The organism is Cryobacterium algoricola (genome assembly GCF_004402485.1).
GTDB lineage: Bacteria > Actinomycetota > Actinomycetes > Actinomycetales > Microbacteriaceae > Cryobacterium > Cryobacterium algoricola.
In genome coordinates this window covers 794679-814522 of sequence record NZ_SOFG01000004.1, presented here as the reverse complement: position 1 = coordinate 814522, position 19844 = coordinate 794679, and the positions used below count along the sequence as shown (strand labels likewise).

Below are 19844 nucleotides of genomic sequence, written 5' to 3'. Positions count from 1 at the left end.
TACGACTGTGGAAACCGTGCTGCTGTATATCTTGGGCGTCGTCATCGTCGTCATCGGACTCGCCCTGTCCATCGGCCTGCACGAAATCGGCCACCTGCTGCCGGCGAAGGCCTTCGGCGTCAAGGTCACCCAGTACATGATCGGCTTCGGCCCCACGCTGTGGTCGCGCCGCAAGGGCGAAACCGAATACGGCGTGAAGGCCATTCCCCTCGGCGGATATATCTCCATGATCGGCATGTTCCCGCCCGCGAAGCCCGGTGAGAAGCCCCACCCCAACAGCACGGGCTTCTTCAACCAGCTGGTGCAGGAGGGCGCTCCCGCCCAGGACCAGACCGCCCAGGACCCGAACCTCCAGGACCCGAACGCGAAGAGGCCAGGCGCCCTGACGAGCCTCGTCGAGGACGCCCGCCAGTCGAGCGCCGACACGATCGGCGCCGGCGAGGAACACCGCGCCTTCTACCGCCTGGCTGTGTGGAAGCGCATCATCATCATGCTCGGCGGCCCGACCATGAACCTGCTGATCGCGGTCTTGCTCTTCGCCGTGCTCCTGATGGGCTTCGGAACCGCGCAGGCGAGCACAACGGTCGGCAGCGTGTCCGCGTGCGTCCTCCCGGCCTCGAGCACCCAGACGGCCTGTGGCGCAACCGACGAGAAGTCCCCGGGCGCCGCGGCCGGCCTGCAGCCCGGCGATCGCCTCGTGAGCATCGACGGCACCGCGATCACGAGCTGGGAGCAGTCCACCGGGATCATCCGCAGCTCGCCAGGCACCCCGCTCGCCGTCGTCGTCGACCGCGCCGGAACCGACGTGAACCTCACGATCACCCCCAAACTGACCGAACGGTACGTGCTCGACTCCGCAGGCAAGGTGACGACGGATGCCGACGGCACGGCCGTCACCCAGGAGGTCGGCTTCGTCGGCATCGGCCCGGCAGGCGAACTCGTCCAACAGCCCGTCACGGCCGTGCTCCCCGCCGTCGGAGACAACATCGGCGCCGTCGTGCACATGATCCTGAACCTCCCCCAACGGATGGTCGACATCGTCAACGCCGCCTTCGGTCCCGGCGAGCGCGACCCGAACGGTCCGATCAGCGTCGTCGGCGTCGGCCGCGTCGCCGGCGAGATCGCGAGCATCAACACCATCCCCATCGCGAGCAAGGCCGCGAGCCTGATCGGCCTGCTCGCCTCGCTCAACGTTGCCCTGTTTGTGTTCAACCTGATCCCGCTGATGCCGCTCGACGGCGGCCACGTCGCGGGCGCACTCTGGGAGGGCCTGCGCCGCCGGGTCGCGAAGCTCTTCAAGCGCAAGGATCCGGGCCCGGTCGACATGGCCAGGCTGATGCCGCTCACCTTCGCGGTCGTCATCGTGCTCGGCGGCATGAGCCTCCTGCTCATCTACGCCGACATCGTCAAGCCGATCAACCTCTTCGGCTGAAACCCCGGACACCTTTCCGGTCGAGAGTGACCTTTCCGCGAGGCACTCTCGACCGGAAAGGTGACACTCGCGACATCGCCCAGGGCCAGAGTGCGCGCCGGTACGTACTCCCGGGGGCGGATGCCGGTGGTCGCTCCGGCACGTAGCATCGGAATATGCCACCACACTGGGATACCGATGCGCCGTGGTTCGACCACGACCGCGCGCTTCCCGTTGCCGACTTCGGTAACCGAATGCCACGCAGGGGCCGGGTGCGCTTCCCCGCGATCTTCTCGTTCCTCGTCCAGGTTCCCGCGACCGTCGTGCTCGCCCGCTACGGCCGCGACTTCGGCCACGCCGGGCATGATCTCGGCGGTGAACTCGGCGCGCCCCGGCCCGGCTGGTTCCTCGCGGTCGCCCTCGCCCTGATCGGTCCGATCGCCCTCCTCGGCGCCCGCCGCTTCCCCGGCCCGGTTGCGGCCGTGTGCGCCGCTGCGGCCGGCGCGCTCATCCTGCTCCGCCCGGACATCGGCCTGCCCTACGTGGCCCTGGCCTTCGCGATCGTGCTCGGGATCGTGCGCGGCGCGCGGGTCTGGGTCTACGCATCCGTTGCCGTGGCCTGGGCGACAACCATCGCGCTCGCCGGCACGCTCGGAGTCCCGCTTCCGCCCGCCCGCATCGCGATCACGACCGTCGCCCTCGCCGTGCTCTGCGCGATCGGAGAATGGGTGCGCACCCGGCGCGAGCAGATCCGTGAGCTGCGCCGCCGAGCGGATGCCCGCCGCCAGTCCGCGGAACAGCGCGAGCGGGTGCGCATCGCGCGGGAACTGCACGACGTGCTCGCGCATTCGTTGTCCCTGATCAACGTGCAGGCCGGAGTCGGACTGCACCTCATCGACAGCCAGCCCGCGAAGGCGGCGGAGGCCCTCGCGAACATCAAGCTCACGAGCAAGACCGCCCTCGATGAGGTACGCACGGTGCTCGGCATCCTGCGCTCCGACACCGAGGCGGAGAGCGGTGAGAGTGCCGGGGGTGCCGTGCCGCTCACCCCCGAGCCCGACCTGTCGCGGCTTCCCGCCCTGATCGACTCGTACAGCGCCCAGGGGCTGCACGTCGAGCTCATCGCACAGCTGCAGCCCGTGATGGACGCCACGACCGCCGCCACCCAGCTCGCGCTCTTTCGGATCTGCCAGGAGTCCCTCACCAACGTGCTGCGGCACTCGCAGACCCGGTCAGCGACCGTCCGGCTCGAGCTCGACGACGGTTACGCCGTGCTCACGGTGACCGACGAGGGCTCGACCGAGCCGCTCGACCCGGCCATCGTTCCCGGCGGCGGCCTGCTCGGCATGCGCGAACGCGCGGAACTCCTCGGCGGGAGCCTGCGCGTCGAACGGCCGTCGCCGGGCGGGTTCCTCGTCGAGGCGCGCCTTCCCGTGCGGAGGATGCGGTGATCCGCGTCGTCGTCGCCGACGACCAGCAACTGATCCGGGCCGGCTTCCGCTCCCTGCTCGAGTCCGAGCCGGACCTCGAGGTCGTCGCGGACGCGGCGACGGGCGCGGAAGCCGTTGAGCAGGTCACCCGGCTCCGGCCCGACGTCGTACTGATGGACATCCGGATGCCCGGCGGCGACGGACTCTGGGCGACCGAGCAGATCGCCGGCAACCCCGAGCTCGCCGGAACCCACATCGTGATCGTGACGACCTTCGAACTCGACGAGTACGTCGTCCAGGCGATCAGGGCCGGCGCGAGCGGCTTCCTGGTCAAGGACACCGAACCGACCGAACTGATCCGGGCGGTGCGGGTCGCCGCGGCCGGGGACGCGCTGCTCTCGCCCGGCGTGACCCGGCGACTGCTCACCCGGCTCGAGACCGGGCTGCGGCGGCCGAGCGATCCGGCAGCGCTCGCCGTGCTCACCGACCGGGAACGTGAGGTGCTCGCGCTCGTCGGCCGGGGACTCACCAACACCGAGATCGGCGTGCGGCTGTTCCTCAGCCCCCTCACCGCGAAGACCCACGTGTCGCGGATCATGTCGAAGCTCGCCGCGCGCGACCGCGTGCAACTGGTGATCCTCGCCTACGAGTCGGGACTCGTCAGCGACGGCTGGTGACCTGCACCCGGGGGAGTAGTCGAGGTGACTCCACCGGGCCGATGCCCCGCGAAGCACCGCCGGGAAGAATCGGATCATCGGTTCTTCCCACCGAGGCTCCCGTGCCGGGAGTCCTCACACAGATTGGATTCTCCATGCTCTCGACAGCAGTTCTCACCGGGTTCGCCACCCACATGGGCTATGGCCCGGGCTGGGGCGGCGGGCCGGTCTGGTTGTTCTTCCTGATCCCGTTCTTCGGCCTTCTCCTCGTGGTCACCCTCTTCGCCATCCTCGGCCGGCGCTGGCGTCGGCACGGCGGACCCGGCTTTTCCGGTCACCCCGGCTGGCAGGCGTGGCAGGCGGCCCAGGCCGGGCAGGCCGACGGCACCCGGAGCGCCGAGAAGACCCTCGCCGAGCGCTTCGCCCAGGGTGACATCGACGAGGTCGAGTACCGTGCCCGCCTCGAGGTGCTCCGCGCCAATCGCGCAGACCCCGCCCCCGGCGCGCCGCTCCCGCCCCAGTAACGGGCTGCATTTCGCCGAACGCGGGAGTTGCGCCGCTGCGCGGGTGGTCCACCACCCGCGCACCGGCGCAACACCCGCGCTCGCGTTCGGTGCGGAAATAGCCCGGGCCGGGCATCCGCCCAGTTCTGGCACCTAAGATATTCGCGTGGCTGCAATCAATTTGGGAATGCCCAAAGTACCTGAAATCCTCGCTCCCCGGCGCAAGAGCCGGCAGATCAAGGTCGGCAAAGTCCTCGTCGGCGGTGACGCCCGAGTGAGCGTCCAGTCGATGACGACGACTCCGACCACCAACATCAACGGCACCCTGCAGCAGATCGCCGAACTCACGGCGAGCGGATGCGACATCGTGCGTGTCGCCGTCCCGAGCCGTGACGACGCAGAGGCCCTGCCGATCATCGCGAAGAAGAGCCAGATCCCTGTGATCGCGGACATCCACTTCCAGCCGAGCTATGTCTTCGCGGCGATCGACGCGGGCTGCGCCGGCGTGCGGGTCAACCCGGGCAACATCCGCAAGTTCGACGACCAGGTCGGCAAGATCGCCGCAGCGGCCAAGGCCGCCGGCGTCTCGATCCGGATCGGCGTCAACGCGGGTTCCCTCGAGCCGAGCATTATGCAGAAGTACGGCAAGGCCACCCCGGAGGCGCTCGTCGAGAGCGCCGTCTGGGAGGCCAGCCTTTTCGAGGAACACGATTTCCACGACTTCAAGATCTCGGTCAAGCACAACGACCCCGTGATCATGGTCAAGGCGTACCGCCTTCTCGCGGAACGCGGCGACTGGCCCCTGCACCTCGGCGTCACCGAGGCCGGCCCGTCCTTCCAGGGCACCATCAAGAGCGCGACGGCCTTCGGCATCCTGCTCGGCGAGGGAATCGGCGACACCATCCGCGTCTCGCTGAGCGCACCGCCCGCGGAAGAGGTCAAGGTCGGCCTGCAGATCCTGCAGTCGCTCAACCTCCGCGAGCGCAAGCTCGAGATCGTCTCCTGCCCGAGCTGCGGCCGCGCCCAGGTGGATGTCTACAAGCTCGCCAACGACGTCACCGACGGTCTCGAGGGCATGACCGTGCCCCTGCGCGTCGCCGTGATGGGCTGCGTCGTCAATGGACCCGGCGAGGCCCGCGACGCCGACCTCGGTGTCGCATCCGGCAACGGCAAGGGTCAGATCTTCGTTCGCGGCGAGGTCATCAAGACCGTGCCGGAGTCCGAGATCGTCGCGACCCTGATCGAAGAGGCCAACCGCCTCGCCGCCGAGATGCCGCCCTCCGAGGACTCCCTGGGAGCCCCCGTCGTCACGATCACCCGGTAGCCCCGCGCGGGCCCGCCCGCCCGCCCCAATCCCCGCCAACTGTTGCCGTTCCGGACAACTGTGCCTGCTCTGCCGGTCGCAGTTGTCCGTAACGGCAACAGTCGTATCCGGCGCGCGTCGTAAAGTAGGGGGGTGCCTACACGTCTGTCGTCTTATTTCCTCCGTACCCTCCGCGAAGACCCCTCGGATGCCGAGGTCACCAGCCACCGCCTCCTGGTCCGGGCCGGCTACATCCGCCGCCAGGCCCCCGGCATCTTCGCCTGGCTGCCGATCGGCCTCCGCGTCAAGAACAAGATCGAGACCATCGTCCGCGAGGAGATGGCCGAATCCGGCGCCTTCGAGGTGCACTTCCCGGCCCTGCTCCCGCGCGAACCCTACGAGGTCACCGGCCGCTGGGACGAGTACGGCGACGGCCTCTTCCGCCTCCAGGACCGCAAGGGCAGCGACCTCCTGCTCGCGCCGACCCACGAGGAGGTCTTCACGCTGCTCGTGAAGGACCTCTACAACAGCTACAAGGACCTGCCGCTGTCGATCTATCAGATCCAGGACAAGTACCGCGACGAGGCACGCCCCCGCGCCGGCCTCCTGCGCGGCCGCGAGTTCACGATGAAGGACGCGTACTCCTTCGACTACACCGACGCCGGCCTCGACCTGAGCTACCAGGCCCAGCGCGACGCCTACGAGCGCATCTTCACCCGGCTCGGCCTCGAGTACGTGATCGTCAAGGCGGATGCCGGCGCGATGGGCGGATCCCGGAGCGAAGAGTTCCTGCACCCCACCCCGATCGGTGAAGACACCTTCGTGCGTTCGGCCGGCGGGTACGCCGCCAACGTCGAGGCCTTCACGACCCTGGTCCCTCCGGTCATCGACTGGACGGCGCTGCCGGCCGCCGAGGTGCACGACACCCCGGACACCCCGACCATCCAGACCCTCGTCGACAGCGCAAATGCGAACCACCCCCGCACCGACGGTCGCGAGTGGACGGCGGCGGACACCCTCAAGAACATCGTGCTCGCCCTGACCAACCTCGACGGCACCCGCGAACTCGTCATCGTCGGCGTCCCCGGCGACCGCGACGTGGACCTCAAGCGCGCCGAGGTCGTCTTCGCCCCCGCAGAGGTCGAAGCGGCCAACCCCGGCGACCTCGCCAAGCACCCCGGACTCGTCACGGGCTACATCGGACCGTGGGCCCCGGCCGGCGCCGTGCTCGGCGAAACGTCGGCCACCGGCATCCGCTACCTCGTCGACCCCCGCGTCGTCGATGGCACCGCGTGGATCACCGGAGCCAACGAGAACGGCCGCCACGTCTTCGGCCTCGTCGCCGGGCGCGACTTCGCCGTCGACGGCACGGCAGAGGTTGCGAACGTGCGGGCAGGCGACCCGGCCCCCGACGGCTCCGGCCCCGTCGAGCTCGCGCGCGGCGTCGAGATCGGCCACGTCTTCCAGCTCGGCCGCAAGTATGCGGAAGCCCTCGGACTCAAGGTGCTCGACGAGAACGGGAAGCTCGTCACGGTCACGATGGGCTCGTACGGGATCGGGATCACCCGCATCCTCGCGCTCCTCGCCGAGCTCAACAACGACCCGAAGGGCCTGATCTGGCCCGTGTCGGTCGCTCCGTTCGACGTGCACGTGATCGCGGCAGGGCGCGACGAGATCGTCTTCGAGACCGCGGCCGCGGTGGCAGCGACCCTCGAGGCCACCGGCCGCGAGGTGCTCTACGACGACCGCCGCAAGGTCTCGCCCGGCGTCAAGTTCGGCGACGCCGAACTGATCGGGGTTCCGCAGATCGTGATCGTCGGACGCGGAGCCGTCGACGGCATCGTCGAGCTGTGGGACCGCCGCACGGGAGAGCGCATCCAGTGCGCCGTGGACAACCTCGGCGCGCACTTCGCCTGAGAACCGCCCAGAAACGCCGTCTGAAACAGGCGCCCGTCCCCTTCGGGGTGACGGGCGCCTGTTCCGTCGGGTACCGTAGACACCAGCCCGCTGCGCAGTTTCGCGGCGGCAGAATCTGAATAGAGGAGGCCGGCCATGGACATCGACCTCAGCGTGTTGCGGCAGTTGGAGCGCGAGAAAGAGATTCCCTTCGAGGAACTCGTGCAGATCATCGAGCAGGCGATCTTGACGGCATACGTCAAGCACACCCACCAGGGTGAGACAACGAAGCAGGCCGTCGAAGAAGAGCCGGAAGCGCGTGTCGTTCTCGACCGCAAGTCCGGCCACGTCGACATTTTTGTTCCAGAGCTCGACGAAGACGGCAACGTCATCGGCGAAGCGATCAACAACCCGACCGACTTCGGCCGGATCGCGGCCTTCGCCGCGAAGCAGGTCATCAACCAGCGTCTCCGCGACCTGGCCGACGACGCAGTGCTCGGAGAATTCAAGGGGCGCGAAGGCGAGATCGTCGCCGGCGTCATCCAGCAGGGCCCGAACCCGCGGATGATCCACGTCGACCTCGGCACGATCGAAGCGATCCTTCCGCCGGAAGAACAGGTCCCCGGCGAAACCTACGTGCACGGTGCCCGGATCCGGGTCTACGTCACGGCCGTCGGCAAGGGCCTGAAGGGCCCGCAGATCACCGTGTCGCGCACCCACCCGTCCCTCGTCCGGCGCCTGTTCGCCCTCGAGGTCCCCGAGATCGCGAGCGGTGTCGTTGAGATCGTCTCCCTCGCCCGTGAGGCGGGTCATCGCACCAAGATGGCCGTGCGCGCGACCGAGCCCGGCGTCAACGCCAAGGGCGCCTGCATCGGCGAACTCGGCCAGCGCGTCCGCGCCGTGACAGCGGAGCTCAACAACGAGAAGATCGACATTGTCGACTACTCTCCGGACCTCGCGACGTTCGTCGCGAGCGCCCTGTCGCCGGCCAAGGTGACGAGCGCCTACGTGATCGACCAGTCGATCAAGGCCGTCCGCGCCCTCGTTCCCGACTACCAGCTCTCGCTCGCGATCGGCAAAGAGGGCCAGAACGCCCGCCTCGCCGCCAAGCTGACCGGCGCCAAAATCGACATCCAGCCGGACAGCATCCTGGAGGACTCGGAATAGGGGGTACGATGGAACCCGTTAGAACGTGCATTGGATGCCGTTCGCGCGCTCCTCGTGCCTCTTTACTGAGGCTCGTATCCCGAGACTCGGACCTCGTGGTGGATCACACCGCCACTCTGCCCGGTCGAGGCGCGTGGCTGCATCCCAGCATCGAATGCTTCCAGGACGCACTGCGGCGACGCGCTTTCGGGCGTGCGCTTCGCGTGACCAGTCCTCTGGACGCGAAACAACTAGAGAACAGGCTGAACTGGCTAATGGACAACTAATGAGCGGCTCGAAATGAGACCCGTCCGTTACTAACGGTCTGCCCCTTTCCGGGTGCAGACCCGGAATTGGAGAATTGTGGCTGCGAAACCACGCGTACATGAGATCGCTAGCGAACTCAATGTCGACAGCAAGGTAGCCCTTGCGAAACTGAAAGAGATGGGCGAGTTCGTCAAGGGCCCGTCCAGCAGTGTTGAACCCCCGGTAGCCCGTCGCCTGCGCGCGGCGCTGCTGGCCGACGCCGCTTCCGGCGCCGGAACCACTGCCCCGTCAACCACCCCGGGTGCCGGCGCAACGCCGGGTGCCCCCACAGGCGTCAAGCCCGGTGCGCGGCCCTCACCGGCCCGCCTCGCGGTCAAGCCGGGTGCGCGTCCGAGTGCGGCTCCCGCCGCGCCCGTCGAAGCCCCGGTAACGGATGCCGCGCCGCATCCCGTCGCACCCCTCACCGTCGCAGAACGCCAGACGGTTGCCGTCGAGAAGGCCGCAGCCGCTGAGAAGTCCGCGAGCATCGAGAAGGCCGCCGAGCAGGCAGCCGCAGCAGACCCGACCGCCCCGACTGCGGCGACCCCGGCCGCCAAGGCCGACCGTGGACCGTCGTCGGGCGCCAAGCCCGGCGCGAGCGTTCCGCGCCCGCCGTCGGCACGTCCGGGCAACAACCCCTTCGCCAGCAACCAAGGCATGGGCAAGACCCCCACGCCGCGTCCGGGCAACAACCCGTTCGCGAGCGCACAGGGCATGGGCCAGCGCCCGCCGTCCTCGACGGCCCCGAGCAACATCCCCCGTCCCGCCGCACCGCGCCCCGGCGCGCCGCGTCCGGGTGGACCCGGCCAGGCTCCCCGCCCGACCGGCTTCGGCCAGCGTCCCGGCGCGTTCCAGCGTCCAGGTGGCGCCGGAGCGGGCGGAGCACGTCCCGCATTCCAGCGTCCCGGTGGCGCCCCCGCCGGTGCCCCCGGCTTCGGCCCGCCGCGTCCCGCCGGTGGCGGCGGCGCAGGTGGCCGCGGTCGCGGCCCCGGTGGCGGAACCGCTGGTGCGTTCGGTCGCGGAGGCGGCAAGAACAAGGCCCGCAAGTCCAAGCGTACGAAGCGCGCCGAGTTCGAGCTGCGCGAGGCCCCGTCGCTGGGTGGCGTCAGCGTCCCCCGCGGCGACGGCGGAACCGTGGTGCGTCTGCGCCGCGGTGCCTCGATCACCGACTTCGCGGACAAGATTGACGCGAGCCCCGGAAACCTCGTCACCGTGCTGTTCCACCTCGGTGAGATGGCCACGGCGACGGAGTCCCTCGACGAGGCGACCTTCGACGTGCTCGGCGAAGAACTCGGCTACAAGATCCAGATGGTCTCGCCCGACGACGAGGACCGCGAACTGCTCCTCGGCTTCGACATCGACATCGACCAGGAGCTTGCCGAGGAGACCGACGAGGAACTCAAGCCCCGCCCGCCGGTCGTGACCGTCATGGGTCACGTCGACCACGGTAAGACCGCGCTCCTCGACGCGATCCGGAACGCCAAGGTCGCCGCAGGCGAAGCCGGCGGAATCACCCAGCACATCGGTGCCTACCAGGTCATCACCGAGCACGAGGGCATCGACCGCGCCATCACCTTCATCGATACACCGGGCCACGAGGCGTTCACCGCCATGCGTGCCCGTGGTGCCCAGGTGACGGACATCGCGATCCTCGTGGTCGCGGCGGACGACGGCATCATGCCCCAGACCATCGAGGCGCTCAACCACGCCCAGGCGGCCAACGTTCCGATCGTGGTCGCGGTCAACAAGATCGACAAGCCGGGCGCGAACCCGCAGAAGGTGCGCCAGCAGCTCACCGAATTCGGGCTCGTCGCCGAAGAGTACGGCGGAGACGTCATGTTCGTCGACGTGTCTGCGAAGCAGAAGGTCGGTATCCAGGAAATCCTGGAGGCCGTCCTCCTCACCGCGGACGCCGGACTCGACATGCGCGCCAACCCCGACAAGGACGCCCGCGGTGTCGCCATCGAGGCTCGTCTCGACAAGGGCCGCGGCGCGGTCGCGACCGTGCTCATCCAGTCGGGAACGCTGCACGTCGGCGACTCGATCGTCGCCGGAACGGCCTACGGCCGCGTTCGTGCGATGGCGGACGAAAACGGCGTTGCCGTGCTCGCCGCGACGCCGTCGCGCGCCGTGCAGGTCCAGGGCCTCTCGAGCGTTCCCCGGGCCGGTGACACCTTCCTGGTCATCCAGGAAGACCGCACCGCCCGTCAGATCGCCGAGAAGCGCGAAGCCGCCGAGCGCAACGCACTGCTGGCCAAGGCCCGCAAGCGCATCAGCCTCGAAGACTTCACCCGTGCACTCGAAGAGGGCAAGGTCGAATCGCTCAACCTCATCATCAAGGGTGACGTTTCCGGTGCCGTTGAGGCCCTGGAAGAGTCGCTCCTCAAGATCGAGGTCGACGACTCCGTGCAGCTGCGCATCATCCACCGCGGTGTCGGTGCTGTCACGGAGAGCGACGTCAACCTCGCCACCGTCGACAACGCCATCATCATCGGCTTCAACGTGCGCCCGGACACCAAGGCCCGCGAGCGTGCCGCCCGTGAGGGTGTCGACGTGCGGTTCTACTCGGTCATCTACAACGCGCTCGAGGACATCGAGAACTCCCTCAAGGGAATGCTCAAGCCCGAGTTCGAAGAGGTGCAGAGTGGTGTCGCCGAGATCCGCGAGGTGTTCAGCTCGTCCAAGTTCGGAAACGTGGCCGGCGTCATCGTCCGCTCCGGTGTCATCACGAGGAACGCCAAGGCGCGGGTCATCCGCAACGGCGTCGTCGTCGGAGACAACCTGGGCATCGAGTCGCTGCGTCGTTTCAAGGACGACGTCACCGAGGTTCGTACGGACTTCGAGGCCGGTATCGGTCTCGGCAAGTTCAACGACATCCAGATCGGCGACGAGATCGAGACGATCGAACTGAAGGAAAAGCCGCGCGTCTAACCAGACAGCGTCTGATCGACGGGTCTCCGGCTCCTCTCCGTGAGGGGTCTGAGGCCCGTTGGTCGCTCAGCACGACAGTGTGAACCACCAGTTTTCCGAATACTTGTGAATCAAAGAGGAGTGAGACCATGGCAGATCCGGAACGCGCCAGGAAAATGGCCGACCGCATCAAGGTCATCGTGGCGAAGCGGCTCGAACGCGGCCTGCGTGACCCGAGGCTCGGCTTCGTGACCATCACGGACGTCAAGGTGACGGGGGACCTGCAGCACGCATCCGTCTTCTACACGGTCTACGGCTCCCTCGAGGAGCGCACCGACAGTGCCGCCGCCCTCAAGGCCGCCACCGGACTGCTGCGCAGCGAGGTCGGCAAGAACATCACCGCCCGGCTCACCCCGTCGCTCGAGTTCATCGCCGACGCGATCCCCGAGAACGCCGCCCTGATCGACGACCTCCTCCGGGAGGCGCGCGAGCGCGACAGCCAGGTCGGTGCACTCGCCCAGGGTGCCCAGTACGCCGGCGACGAGGACCCGTACGTCAAGCCGCGCGAGTTCGAGGACGACGACGATGACGAGGACGACGACGAGGACGAGACTCCCGCCGTCGGTCACCACGCCGAATAGCGAATCTCGCCTCCCTGAGGTGTCGCAGATCGATGTCCACGAGGCTCGTGAGCATAGATATGCGACACCTCAGCGCAGAGTGCGCGCTTCCGAGGGCGCCTGACACCTAGCGAGGGAGCCGGGGTCGAACTACGCTTATAAGCGCTTTCGTCCCCCGAAGGCCCATCTCACTGTGGAGGTACCTCATGGCCGGCATCGCAGCCAAGCTCGACAAAGCATACGAAACGCTCCCCGTGGAGGAGCTCGCGAAGGCGCCCGTCGCGGCGCTCCAGGGCGTGAGTGACAGCGACGCGGAGCACCTCAAAGCGGCCTTCGGCATCGATACGATCGGCGACCTCGGAACCAACAAGTTCTTCCTCTGGGCCCAGTCGATCGCGACGCTCGCCAAGTAACCCCACCGCGGCGGTCGGGCGTGTCACCGCCCGAAGCGTTCGGCCAGGCTGCTCGCATTCCGCACGGCATTGCCGCCGCCGTCGTTGTTGAAATAGACGAACACGTCCCGTCCGGTGCGCTGCCAGTCGCGGATGCGGTCCGCCCACCAGTCGAGGTCGGCCTCCGAATACGAACCGCCGTACAGGTGCTCGTGATCGGGGCCGTGCATGCGCACATACACGAACGATGCCGTCGCACGCAGGACGCACGGCAGGTTCGCGCCGCTCATGACGCAATAGGCGGCACCGTGCCGCTCGAGGATCCCGAAGACCGCATCGGACAGCCAGCTGTCGTTGCGGAACTCGACGGCGACCCTGAGCCAGTCCGGCAGGGCCCCGAGGAAGTACTCGAGCCTGGCGTCGTCTCGCTCCATCCCCGGCGGTAGCTGCACGAGCAGGACCGCGCGCTTGTCGCCGAGTTCGTGCCAGCATGCCGCGATCCGCGCGGCCCAGACCTCGGGGGAGTAGAGGCGCCTGCCATGGGTGAGGCCGCGCGGCGCCTTCACCGAGAGCTGGAATCCCTCGGGCAGCCGGCGTCGCCAACTCGCGAATGTCGACTCTCTCGGCCAGCGGTAGAAGCTCGCGTTGAGTTCGACCGTGTCGAAACGGGCGGCGTAGACTTCGAGCCGCCTGGCCGGTGGCAGGCCCTGCGGATACAGCACGCCGTCCCAGTGGTCGTAACTCCAGCCTGACGTCCCGATCCGGATGCTCACGGTCGTGCCAGCCCCCTGCTCCCATCGGTATCCGTTCCGGCGTTCCTTCCGGCGTGGATGACGCGTGCCGGTCCGGTCATTCGTGGGGGAGAGAGTACGCCCCCTGCGCGACCTCCGTCACGAGGCCGTCGGCGAGCAGGCCGGCGAGAGCGCGGGCGAGCTGGGTCGGCTCCGGCCAGAGCGTGGTGATCTCGGCATCCGTCACCGGGTGCCTCGTGGACCGCAGTTCGGCGAGGATGAGCCCGCGCACCTGCCGGTCGCTGCCGGCGAACTGCTTCTGCACGGTCTTCTTCGGACCCCGGTATTCGGGGTACCCGGCCGCGCGCCACGCGCACAGGGCGGCGAGCGGGCAGTCCGAGCAGCGGGGCCGCGCCGACGTGCAGACGAGCGCGCCGAGCTCCATGGCGCCGGCGTTAAAGACGGCCGCAGCCGACGCATCCGCCGGGAGCAGGGCGTCCATGGCCGCGAGGTCGCGGGTTCTGCTCGGCGGCGCGGGCTCGGCCTGGCCGGCCACGCAGCGGGCGATAACCCGGCGCGTGTTCGTGTCGACGACCGGATGCCGGTGGCCGTACGCGAAGGCGGCGACCGCCCGAGCGGTGTAGTCCCCGATCCCGGTCAGCGTGAGGAGCACGTCGACGTCCTCGGGCACGACCCCGCCGTGGTTCTCGGCGATCTCGACGGCGGCGGCGTGCAGCCAGAGTGCGCGCCGCGGGTAGCCGAGGGTCGCCCACGCGCGCACGGCCTCGCCGGGCGGAACGGCGGCCAGGTCCGCCGGAGTCGGCCAGCGCGCGAGCCAGGCCTCGAGGTGCGGGATCACCCGGGTCACCGGCGTCTGCTGCAGCATGAACTCGCTCACGAGCACGCCCCACGCGCCGAACCCGTCGCGCCGCCACGGCAGGTCCCGAGCGTGTAGCCCGAACCAGGAATTGACGGCGTTCGCGATCGCGCCGACCGGCGCGCCCTCGGGAGCGGCCGCTGGCGGGCTCGCCGGCGCGGAATCTGCGGGCGCGATGACGGTTGCATTCACCCCACTAACCTAGGCTCGATTCATGACGCCCGTTTCAACACCACGCACCGAATTCCTCAGCGACCTCGCCACCGAGATCCTCAGCCTCTACGCCCGAGGCCGCACCATCGTCGCGATCGATGGCACAGACCCCGTCGCCCGCTCCACCTTCGCCGACGACCTCGCCGCCGCATTCGCCGAGCGGGGTCACGCGGTCTCGCGCGCGTCCCTCGGAGACTTCCGGCTCTCCGACCAGGAGCAGGCCGCCTTCGGACCGGCGTCGCCCGAGCGACTGTTTCGTCACGGGTACGACTATGAGTTGCTGCGCCGTGCGCTGCTCACCCCGTTCCGTCTGGCCGGCGCCACGACCGGACCGGAAGACGACACCCTCATCCTCGATGGGGAATTCCTCCTCAGGAAGGAAGTGCGCGACGGCTGGTCGTTCAGCGTCCTCACCGAGACCGAGGCGGATGCCGCAACGAGCGGGGCATTCATCGACCTCTCCGCCGAGCTGAAGCCCTCCGGGGAACTCGGTGATGCCGCGGACACCGGGACCGACCCTGCGCTCGGCGGCTCTCCGCTTCCCGATGACCAGGCCCTGGCCGACCGGCTCTACCGGGCCGAGGTCCGGCCCCGGTCGTGGGCGACCGCCGTCGTCGACCTCGCCAATCCGGCGGATCCCCGCCGCCTCTTCTTCGACAGCTGCTGAGCCGGAGCCGTCGGGTCGCCGCCTGGTCGACGTTCCCGCACGGCTGCCCACGCCGGGTCGATGTGCCCGCACGGTTGCGCACGTCGCCCCGTGCCGTCGGCACGGGGCCGTCCCGCGATTCCCGGGCGCGGACCTACCGCAGTCGGAGCGGGGCGAAGCGCACGAGCACCTCGGCCGGGGTGAGCGGGCGTCCGGTGGCCTCGACCTCGTGGACGAGGGCCGTGAGCAGTATGTTGACCGGCGCGGCGACCCCCGCCGCGGCGGCCTCCCGCACGACGACCCCGTTGAGGTGGTCGACCTCGGTGAGCTGGCCGCGACGCAGACTCTGCAGGGTGGACCCGAGATTCGGCACGTCGCCCATTCTGGCCCGCATCAGGCGGGGCAGCAGCTGGCCGATCGAGAGCGGCAGGCCGGCGAATCCGCGCAACCGGCGGTCGCCGAGCCGCTGGAGCGCCCCGAAACGCACGCCGCGGGCGGCCCCGACCCGGACGGTTTCGCGCATGCTCGCCGTCAGGATCCTGCGCAGCCCGTCGTCGTCGACGACCTGCTGCACGCTCAGGCCCGTCACGGCCGGGAGCGCGTTGAGCATGTTGACCACGAGCTTGGTCCACTGGGCCCCGACGAAGTTCCCGATCGCGATGGTCGGGAATGCCGCGTCGAGCACACCCTGCCAGGCGAGGGTTCCGGCATCGATGTCCCCGGAATCGTGCCCGAGGTATGTGGGCGCCGGCGTCGTCACCGTCACGAGTCCCGGCGCCGCATAGTTCGCGGCGATGATCGAGAGTGCTCCGAAGCAGTCGGAGTGCGGCAGGATCCGCCGGGCGGTCGTGACGCCGTCGAGCCCGTTCTGCACGACGATCACGGGTGACCCGTCGATCACCGCCGCGTTCGCGGTGATCGCGGCGGCGGCATCCTGCGCCTTGGTGCAGACGAGCGTGAGCTCGGGTGTCTCCGTGAGCAGCTCGACGGCCGTTGGCCGGGCCGTCACGTCGCCGAAGCCGCCGGTCAGGTGAATGCCCTCCGAGCGGATGACGTCGAGCGCCTTCCCGCGGGCCATCACCGTGACCGTGTGGCCGGCCTTCTCCAGCAGTGTGGCGAACGTTCCGCCGAGGGCACCCGCACCGATCACAGCAATTCGCATCCCTCCAGCCTAGATCCCCCGCGAGAGCGGACTTGTGGCCCCTAAAACGCGTTCTTAAGGGCCAAAAGTGTACTCTCGCGAGGTGTCGGGAGGGTCAGACGGAAAGGGCGACGGGTTCAGGGACGGGAGTCGCGGCCGGTGTGCGGCGGCCGTGCGGCAGGGCGAGCCCGATCACGGCGGCGAGTGCGAGCACGGATGCCCCGACGACGATGGCGGGGACGGCCGCGTCCACGTAGCCGGTCGGGGTCAGCTCTCCTCCGGCGCCCGTGAATACGGCCGTCAGCACGGCGACACCGAGCGCGACGCCGATCTCGCGCAGGGTCGAGTTGGTCCCGGTGGCCTTCGCGTGATCGTTCGGGACCATGTTCGCGAGCACCGCCGTCGAGCTCGGTGCGAACACGAGCCCCATTCCGACTCCGGCGAGGAGGAACGCGGGCACGAGGGTGATGTATGCAACCGTGGCGCTCATCTCGATTGCGAGCCAGCCCATCGCGATCGCGAGAAACGAGAGACCGAGCACGATCGGCAGCCGGGTGCCCGTTCGCGGGCTCAGCAGTCCGGTGAGAGGCGCGACCACCATCGGCGCGAGCGTCCACGGCATCGTCATCAGGCCGGCCTCGAGCGGGGTGTGCCCCTGCACGATCTGCAGGAACTGGATCAGGATGAAGATCGACCCGAAGATGCCGAAGCTGAAGGTGAGGCCGACAAGGTTGGCGACCGTGAAGCTGCGGTCCCGGAACAGGCGGAGCGGCAACAACGGGTCGGGAGTCCTGGCCTCCCAGGCGACGAACGCGGTGAGCAGGACGGCGCCGCCCGCGAGAGCGCCGAGGACCTCGAGGCTGGTCCAGCCCGCGTCGTTTCCGCGAACGATGCCGTAGACGAGACCGAAGACGCCGACTCCGGCGAGGACGAGCCCCACGACGTCCGCCCGGACCCTGGCGCCGAAGCTGTTGGGCAGGGCGACGAGCGCGAGCGGGATCGAGACCACGCCGAGCGGGACGTTCAGCCAGAAGATGGCCTGCCAGTTCCAGCCTTCGATGACGGCGCCGCCGATCAGGGGGCCGAGGGCGACGCCGAGCCCGGAGATGCCGCCCCAGATTCCGATCGCCGCCGGGCGGAGCCTGTCGCTGACCGAGCCGACGAGGAGGGTCAGCGACAACGGCATCAGGGCCGCGGCGCCGACGCCCTGGATCGCCCGGGCGGCGATGAGCTGCCAAGGCTCGACCGAGAGCGCCGACAGTGCGGAGGCGACCGTGAAGATCGCGATTCCGGTGAGGAAGACCGTGCGCCGGCCGAAGCGGTCACCGAGGGCGACGGCCATCAGCATGAACGTCGCGAAGCTCAGGGAGTACGCGTTGATCACCCACTGCAGCTCCTCGATGGATGCGCCGAGGTCGCGGTTGATCACGGGCAGCGCGCCGGTCACGACGAGGTTGTCGAGGGTGGCCATGAACATGGGGAGTGAGGACGCGACGATGGCGAGCCAGATCGGGACGCGACGCGTGAGCGGCAGGGACACGTGGTATCCAATCGAGGAGAGACAACGAACCGGAATGATGTAATCGAATGATTACAAAATGACACGATAGTTATTCGCGGATACCATGTCAAGAGTGAGTGAAGATTCCGGTACGGCAGCCAAAGAAACGACCACCGAACGAATCCCCGCGGCATTGCGCAGGGAACAGATCCTGGCCGCGGCGAGCCGTGTCTTCGGCGAGCGGGGCTACTCGGGTGCGACGACAGACCAGGTCGCGCAAGCCGCCGGAATCAGCCAGCCCTATGTCGTGCGGATGTTCGGCACCAAAGAGAACCTCTTCCTCGAGGTCGTCGCGCGCGCCCTCGACAAACTCATGACGACCTTCCGCGAGACCCTGGCCGAGCACCGGCCGGCCGACGACGGCGACGACGCCGATCCGCTCATCACCCGCCTCGGGGCCGCCTACGTCGACCTGATCGACGACCGCGGCATCCTGCTCTCGCTCATGCAGGCCTTCATCACCGGGCACGACCCGGTGATCGGCGCCAAGGCCAGGGAGGGCTTCCTGCAGATCTACCGGATGCTGCGCGACGAAGCCGGGTTCAGCCCAGAGACCATCCGCGATTTCCTCGCGAACGGCATGCTCTTCAACACCCTGCTCGCGATCCGGCTCCCGGATATCTTCGAGGACGACGAGGCCGCCGAGGAACTGATGCGGTGCGCTTTCCGGGGCAAGCTCGACGTCGTGCTCGACGCGTCGGGAGTAACGTGGACACGCTCATGAGTGCAGACATCGAGCGGGAGACCGAACCCAACGACGAGACCTCGTCCCGGAACAGCGCGCGGGTGCACTCCACCGCGAGCGGCCTCCTCCTCGTCGACAAGCCCCAGGGCTGGACGAGCCACGACGCCGTCGCCCGCACCCGGCGCCTCGCGGGAACCCGCAAAGTCGGCCACGCCGGCACCCTCGACCCGATGGCCACCGGCCTGCTGATCCTCGGCATCAACAGCTCGACCCGGCTGCTCACCTTCATCGTCGGCCTCGACAAGGAGTACCTGGCCACGATCCGGCTCGGCGCCGCGACGACCACGGACGACGCGGAAGGCGAGGAGCTCTCCCGCGCACCGGAGGCATCCGTCGCTCGCATCGAACCCGCGTCCATTGCGGCGGGAATCCGGCTCTTGACCGGTGCCATCAGCCAGCAGCCGAGCGCGGTGAGCGCGATCAAGGTCGACGGCAAGCGCGCGTACGCCCGCGTGCGCGACGGGGAGGACGTGCAGTTGCCCTCGCGCCCCGTCACGATCAGCGCGTTCGACCTGCTGTCGAGTACGGCCGTCGACGGCTTCCTCGACCTCGAGGTGCGCGTCGAGTGCTCCTCGGGCACCTACATCAGGGCCCTCGCCCGCGATCTCGGCGCCGGGCTCGGCGTCGGGGGGCACCTGACCGCGCTCCGTCGCACCCGCATCGGACCGTTCCGGATCGACAATGCCCAGCCCCTCGCGGAGCTCGACGTCGCAGCCGGTCTCATCAAGCCGGCGGATGCCGCAACGCGCGTGCTCGGGCGCCTCGACCTCACCGAACAACAGGCCATCGACCTCGGGCACGGCAAGCGCATCGAGGTGACGGCTGCGGTCGAGGACGACGGAACAGCGGGGGCCGCCGCCCCACTCGCCGCGATCGCCCCCGGCGGCCGGCTCGTCGGCCTCGTCGAGCTCCGGGGCACGCAGGCCCGGACCGTGATCAACTTCCCGCCGGACGAGGCCGCGGCGGGGGAGTCCTCATGATCGAGTGGTTCACCTGGCTCCAGGTCGGCGTCGCCGTGATCGCCGGCCTGCTCTGCCTCGTTCTCGGACTGCTCGGCCGGGTCCCGAACGACCTGACCCTGGGCGCGACGGCGCTCGTCGAACTGCTTTTGGTCGGACAGCTCGTCGTGTCGATCGCGGCGCCGTTCGCCGGGAACACCGCGAGCGGGAGCCTGCTCGAGTTCTACACCTATCTCGTGAGCGCACTCCTCGTTCCGGTCGCGGCCGCGGCCTGGGCACTCATCGAACGCAGCCGCTGGAGCACGGTGATCCTCGGCGGAGCATGCCTCGCGATCGCGGTCATGGTGTACCGCATGTTCCAGATTTGGACAGTTCAGGGCCTGTGAGAGTGACGTCCC

General features: G+C 68.9%; 19 protein-coding genes. 15 read left to right on the top strand and 4 right to left on the bottom strand.

The genetic code is table 11. From position 1 onward, the window contains the following. Positions 1-7: 7 nt before the first annotated feature. The 11 genes from E3O44_RS04235 to E3O44_RS04185 all read left to right on the top strand — a co-directional run bounded on the left by E3O44_RS04235 (position 8) and on the right by E3O44_RS04185 (position 12594). Complete coding sequence (locus E3O44_RS04235; RefSeq protein WP_198415864.1) at positions 8-1432, top strand: M50 family metallopeptidase; 1425 nt, start codon at positions 8-10, stop codon at positions 1430-1432. Between the two features lie 155 nt (positions 1433-1587). Then, positions 1588-2862 carry a sensor histidine kinase gene (locus E3O44_RS04230; RefSeq protein WP_198415863.1) on the top strand — a complete coding sequence of 425 codons (1275 nt, stop codon included), beginning with the start codon at positions 1588-1590 and terminating at the stop codon, positions 2860-2862. Beyond that, the gene (locus tag E3O44_RS04225; protein ID WP_134532754.1) at positions 2859-3518 is read left to right on the top strand and encodes a response regulator; all 660 of its coding nucleotides are present in this window, start codon (positions 2859-2861) and stop codon (positions 3516-3518) included. Before E3O44_RS04230 ends, E3O44_RS04225 begins: the two co-directional genes overlap by 4 nt. Before the next feature lie 134 nt (positions 3519-3652). Next, on the top strand, positions 3653-4021 hold the full coding sequence (locus E3O44_RS04220; RefSeq protein ID WP_241976011.1) for an SHOCT domain-containing protein: 369 nt from the start codon (positions 3653-3655) through the stop codon (positions 4019-4021). Positions 4022-4166: 145 nt separating this feature from the next. After that, a complete protein-coding gene (ispG, locus tag E3O44_RS04215; protein WP_174775023.1) occupies positions 4167-5324 on the top strand; it encodes a flavodoxin-dependent (E)-4-hydroxy-3-methylbut-2-enyl-diphosphate synthase in 1158 nt (385 codons plus the stop codon). 132 nt (positions 5325-5456) lie between these two features. After that, the gene (locus E3O44_RS04210; protein WP_174775022.1) at positions 5457-7220 is read left to right on the top strand and encodes a proline--tRNA ligase; all 1764 of its coding nucleotides are present in this window, start codon (positions 5457-5459) and stop codon (positions 7218-7220) included. A gap of 135 nt (positions 7221-7355) precedes the next feature. Then, positions 7356-8366, top strand: a complete 1011-nt coding sequence (gene nusA / locus E3O44_RS04205; protein ID WP_134532751.1) for a transcription termination factor NusA — start codon at positions 7356-7358, stop codon at positions 8364-8366. 8 nt (positions 8367-8374) lie between these two features. Continuing rightward, the gene (locus E3O44_RS04200; RefSeq protein WP_134532749.1) at positions 8375-8632 is read left to right on the top strand and encodes a YlxR family protein; all 258 of its coding nucleotides are present in this window, start codon (positions 8375-8377) and stop codon (positions 8630-8632) included. Between the two features lie 76 nt (positions 8633-8708). Beyond that, complete coding sequence (gene infB, locus E3O44_RS04195; protein ID WP_134532747.1) at positions 8709-11582, top strand: translation initiation factor IF-2; 2874 nt, start codon at positions 8709-8711, stop codon at positions 11580-11582. Positions 11583-11710: 128 nt separating this feature from the next. Next, the gene (gene rbfA, locus E3O44_RS04190) at positions 11711-12202 is read left to right on the top strand and encodes a 30S ribosome-binding factor RbfA (protein ID WP_134532745.1); all 492 of its coding nucleotides are present in this window, start codon (positions 11711-11713) and stop codon (positions 12200-12202) included. Positions 12203-12387: 185 nt separating this feature from the next. Beyond that, complete coding sequence (locus tag E3O44_RS04185; RefSeq protein WP_134532743.1) at positions 12388-12594, top strand: hypothetical protein; 207 nt, start codon at positions 12388-12390, stop codon at positions 12592-12594. A 23-nt stretch (positions 12595-12617) separates the two neighbouring features. Here the strand turns inward: E3O44_RS04185 and E3O44_RS04180 are convergent, their stop codons facing one another. Beyond that, a complete protein-coding gene (locus E3O44_RS04180; protein WP_134532741.1) occupies positions 12618-13346 on the bottom strand; it encodes a DUF72 domain-containing protein in 729 nt (242 codons plus the stop codon). 76 nt (positions 13347-13422) lie between these two features. Further along, entirely contained in the window at positions 13423-14289 is an 867-nt protein-coding gene (locus E3O44_RS04175) for an HhH-GPD family protein (RefSeq protein WP_241976057.1), read from the bottom strand. A gap of 106 nt (positions 14290-14395) precedes the next feature. Between E3O44_RS04175 and E3O44_RS04170 the strand changes: the two genes are divergently transcribed. Continuing rightward, on the top strand, positions 14396-15061 hold the full coding sequence (locus E3O44_RS04170) for a nucleoside/nucleotide kinase family protein (protein ID WP_134532739.1): 666 nt from the start codon (positions 14396-14398) through the stop codon (positions 15059-15061). A 133-nt stretch (positions 15062-15194) separates the two neighbouring features. Here the strand turns inward: E3O44_RS04170 and E3O44_RS04165 are convergent, their stop codons facing one another. Further along, positions 15195-16202 (bottom strand): ketopantoate reductase family protein, encoded by a 1008-nt coding sequence (locus E3O44_RS04165; RefSeq protein WP_134532737.1) that lies wholly within the window; start codon positions 16200-16202, stop codon positions 15195-15197. Between the two features lie 94 nt (positions 16203-16296). After that, the gene (locus E3O44_RS04160; protein ID WP_241976009.1) at positions 16297-17721 is read right to left on the bottom strand and encodes an MFS transporter; all 1425 of its coding nucleotides are present in this window, start codon (positions 17719-17721) and stop codon (positions 16297-16299) included. Between the two features lie 94 nt (positions 17722-17815). Between E3O44_RS04160 and E3O44_RS04155 the strand changes: the two genes are divergently transcribed. Genes E3O44_RS04155 through E3O44_RS04145 form a run of 3 tightly spaced genes read left to right on the top strand, consistent with a single transcriptional unit; the run spans position 17816 to position 19832 of the window. Further along, positions 17816-18466, top strand: coding sequence for a TetR/AcrR family transcriptional regulator (locus tag E3O44_RS04155; protein WP_241976007.1), 651 nt, complete (start codon positions 17816-17818; stop codon positions 18464-18466). After that, complete coding sequence (gene truB / locus E3O44_RS04150; RefSeq protein ID WP_134532734.1) at positions 18463-19467, top strand: tRNA pseudouridine(55) synthase TruB; 1005 nt, start codon at positions 18463-18465, stop codon at positions 19465-19467. Before E3O44_RS04155 ends, truB begins: the two co-directional genes overlap by 4 nt. Next, complete coding sequence (locus E3O44_RS04145) at positions 19464-19832, top strand: hypothetical protein (RefSeq protein ID WP_134532732.1); 369 nt, start codon at positions 19464-19466, stop codon at positions 19830-19832. The genes truB and E3O44_RS04145 overlap by 4 nt, the downstream gene beginning before the upstream one ends. The last annotated feature ends 12 nt before the right edge of the window (positions 19833-19844 follow it).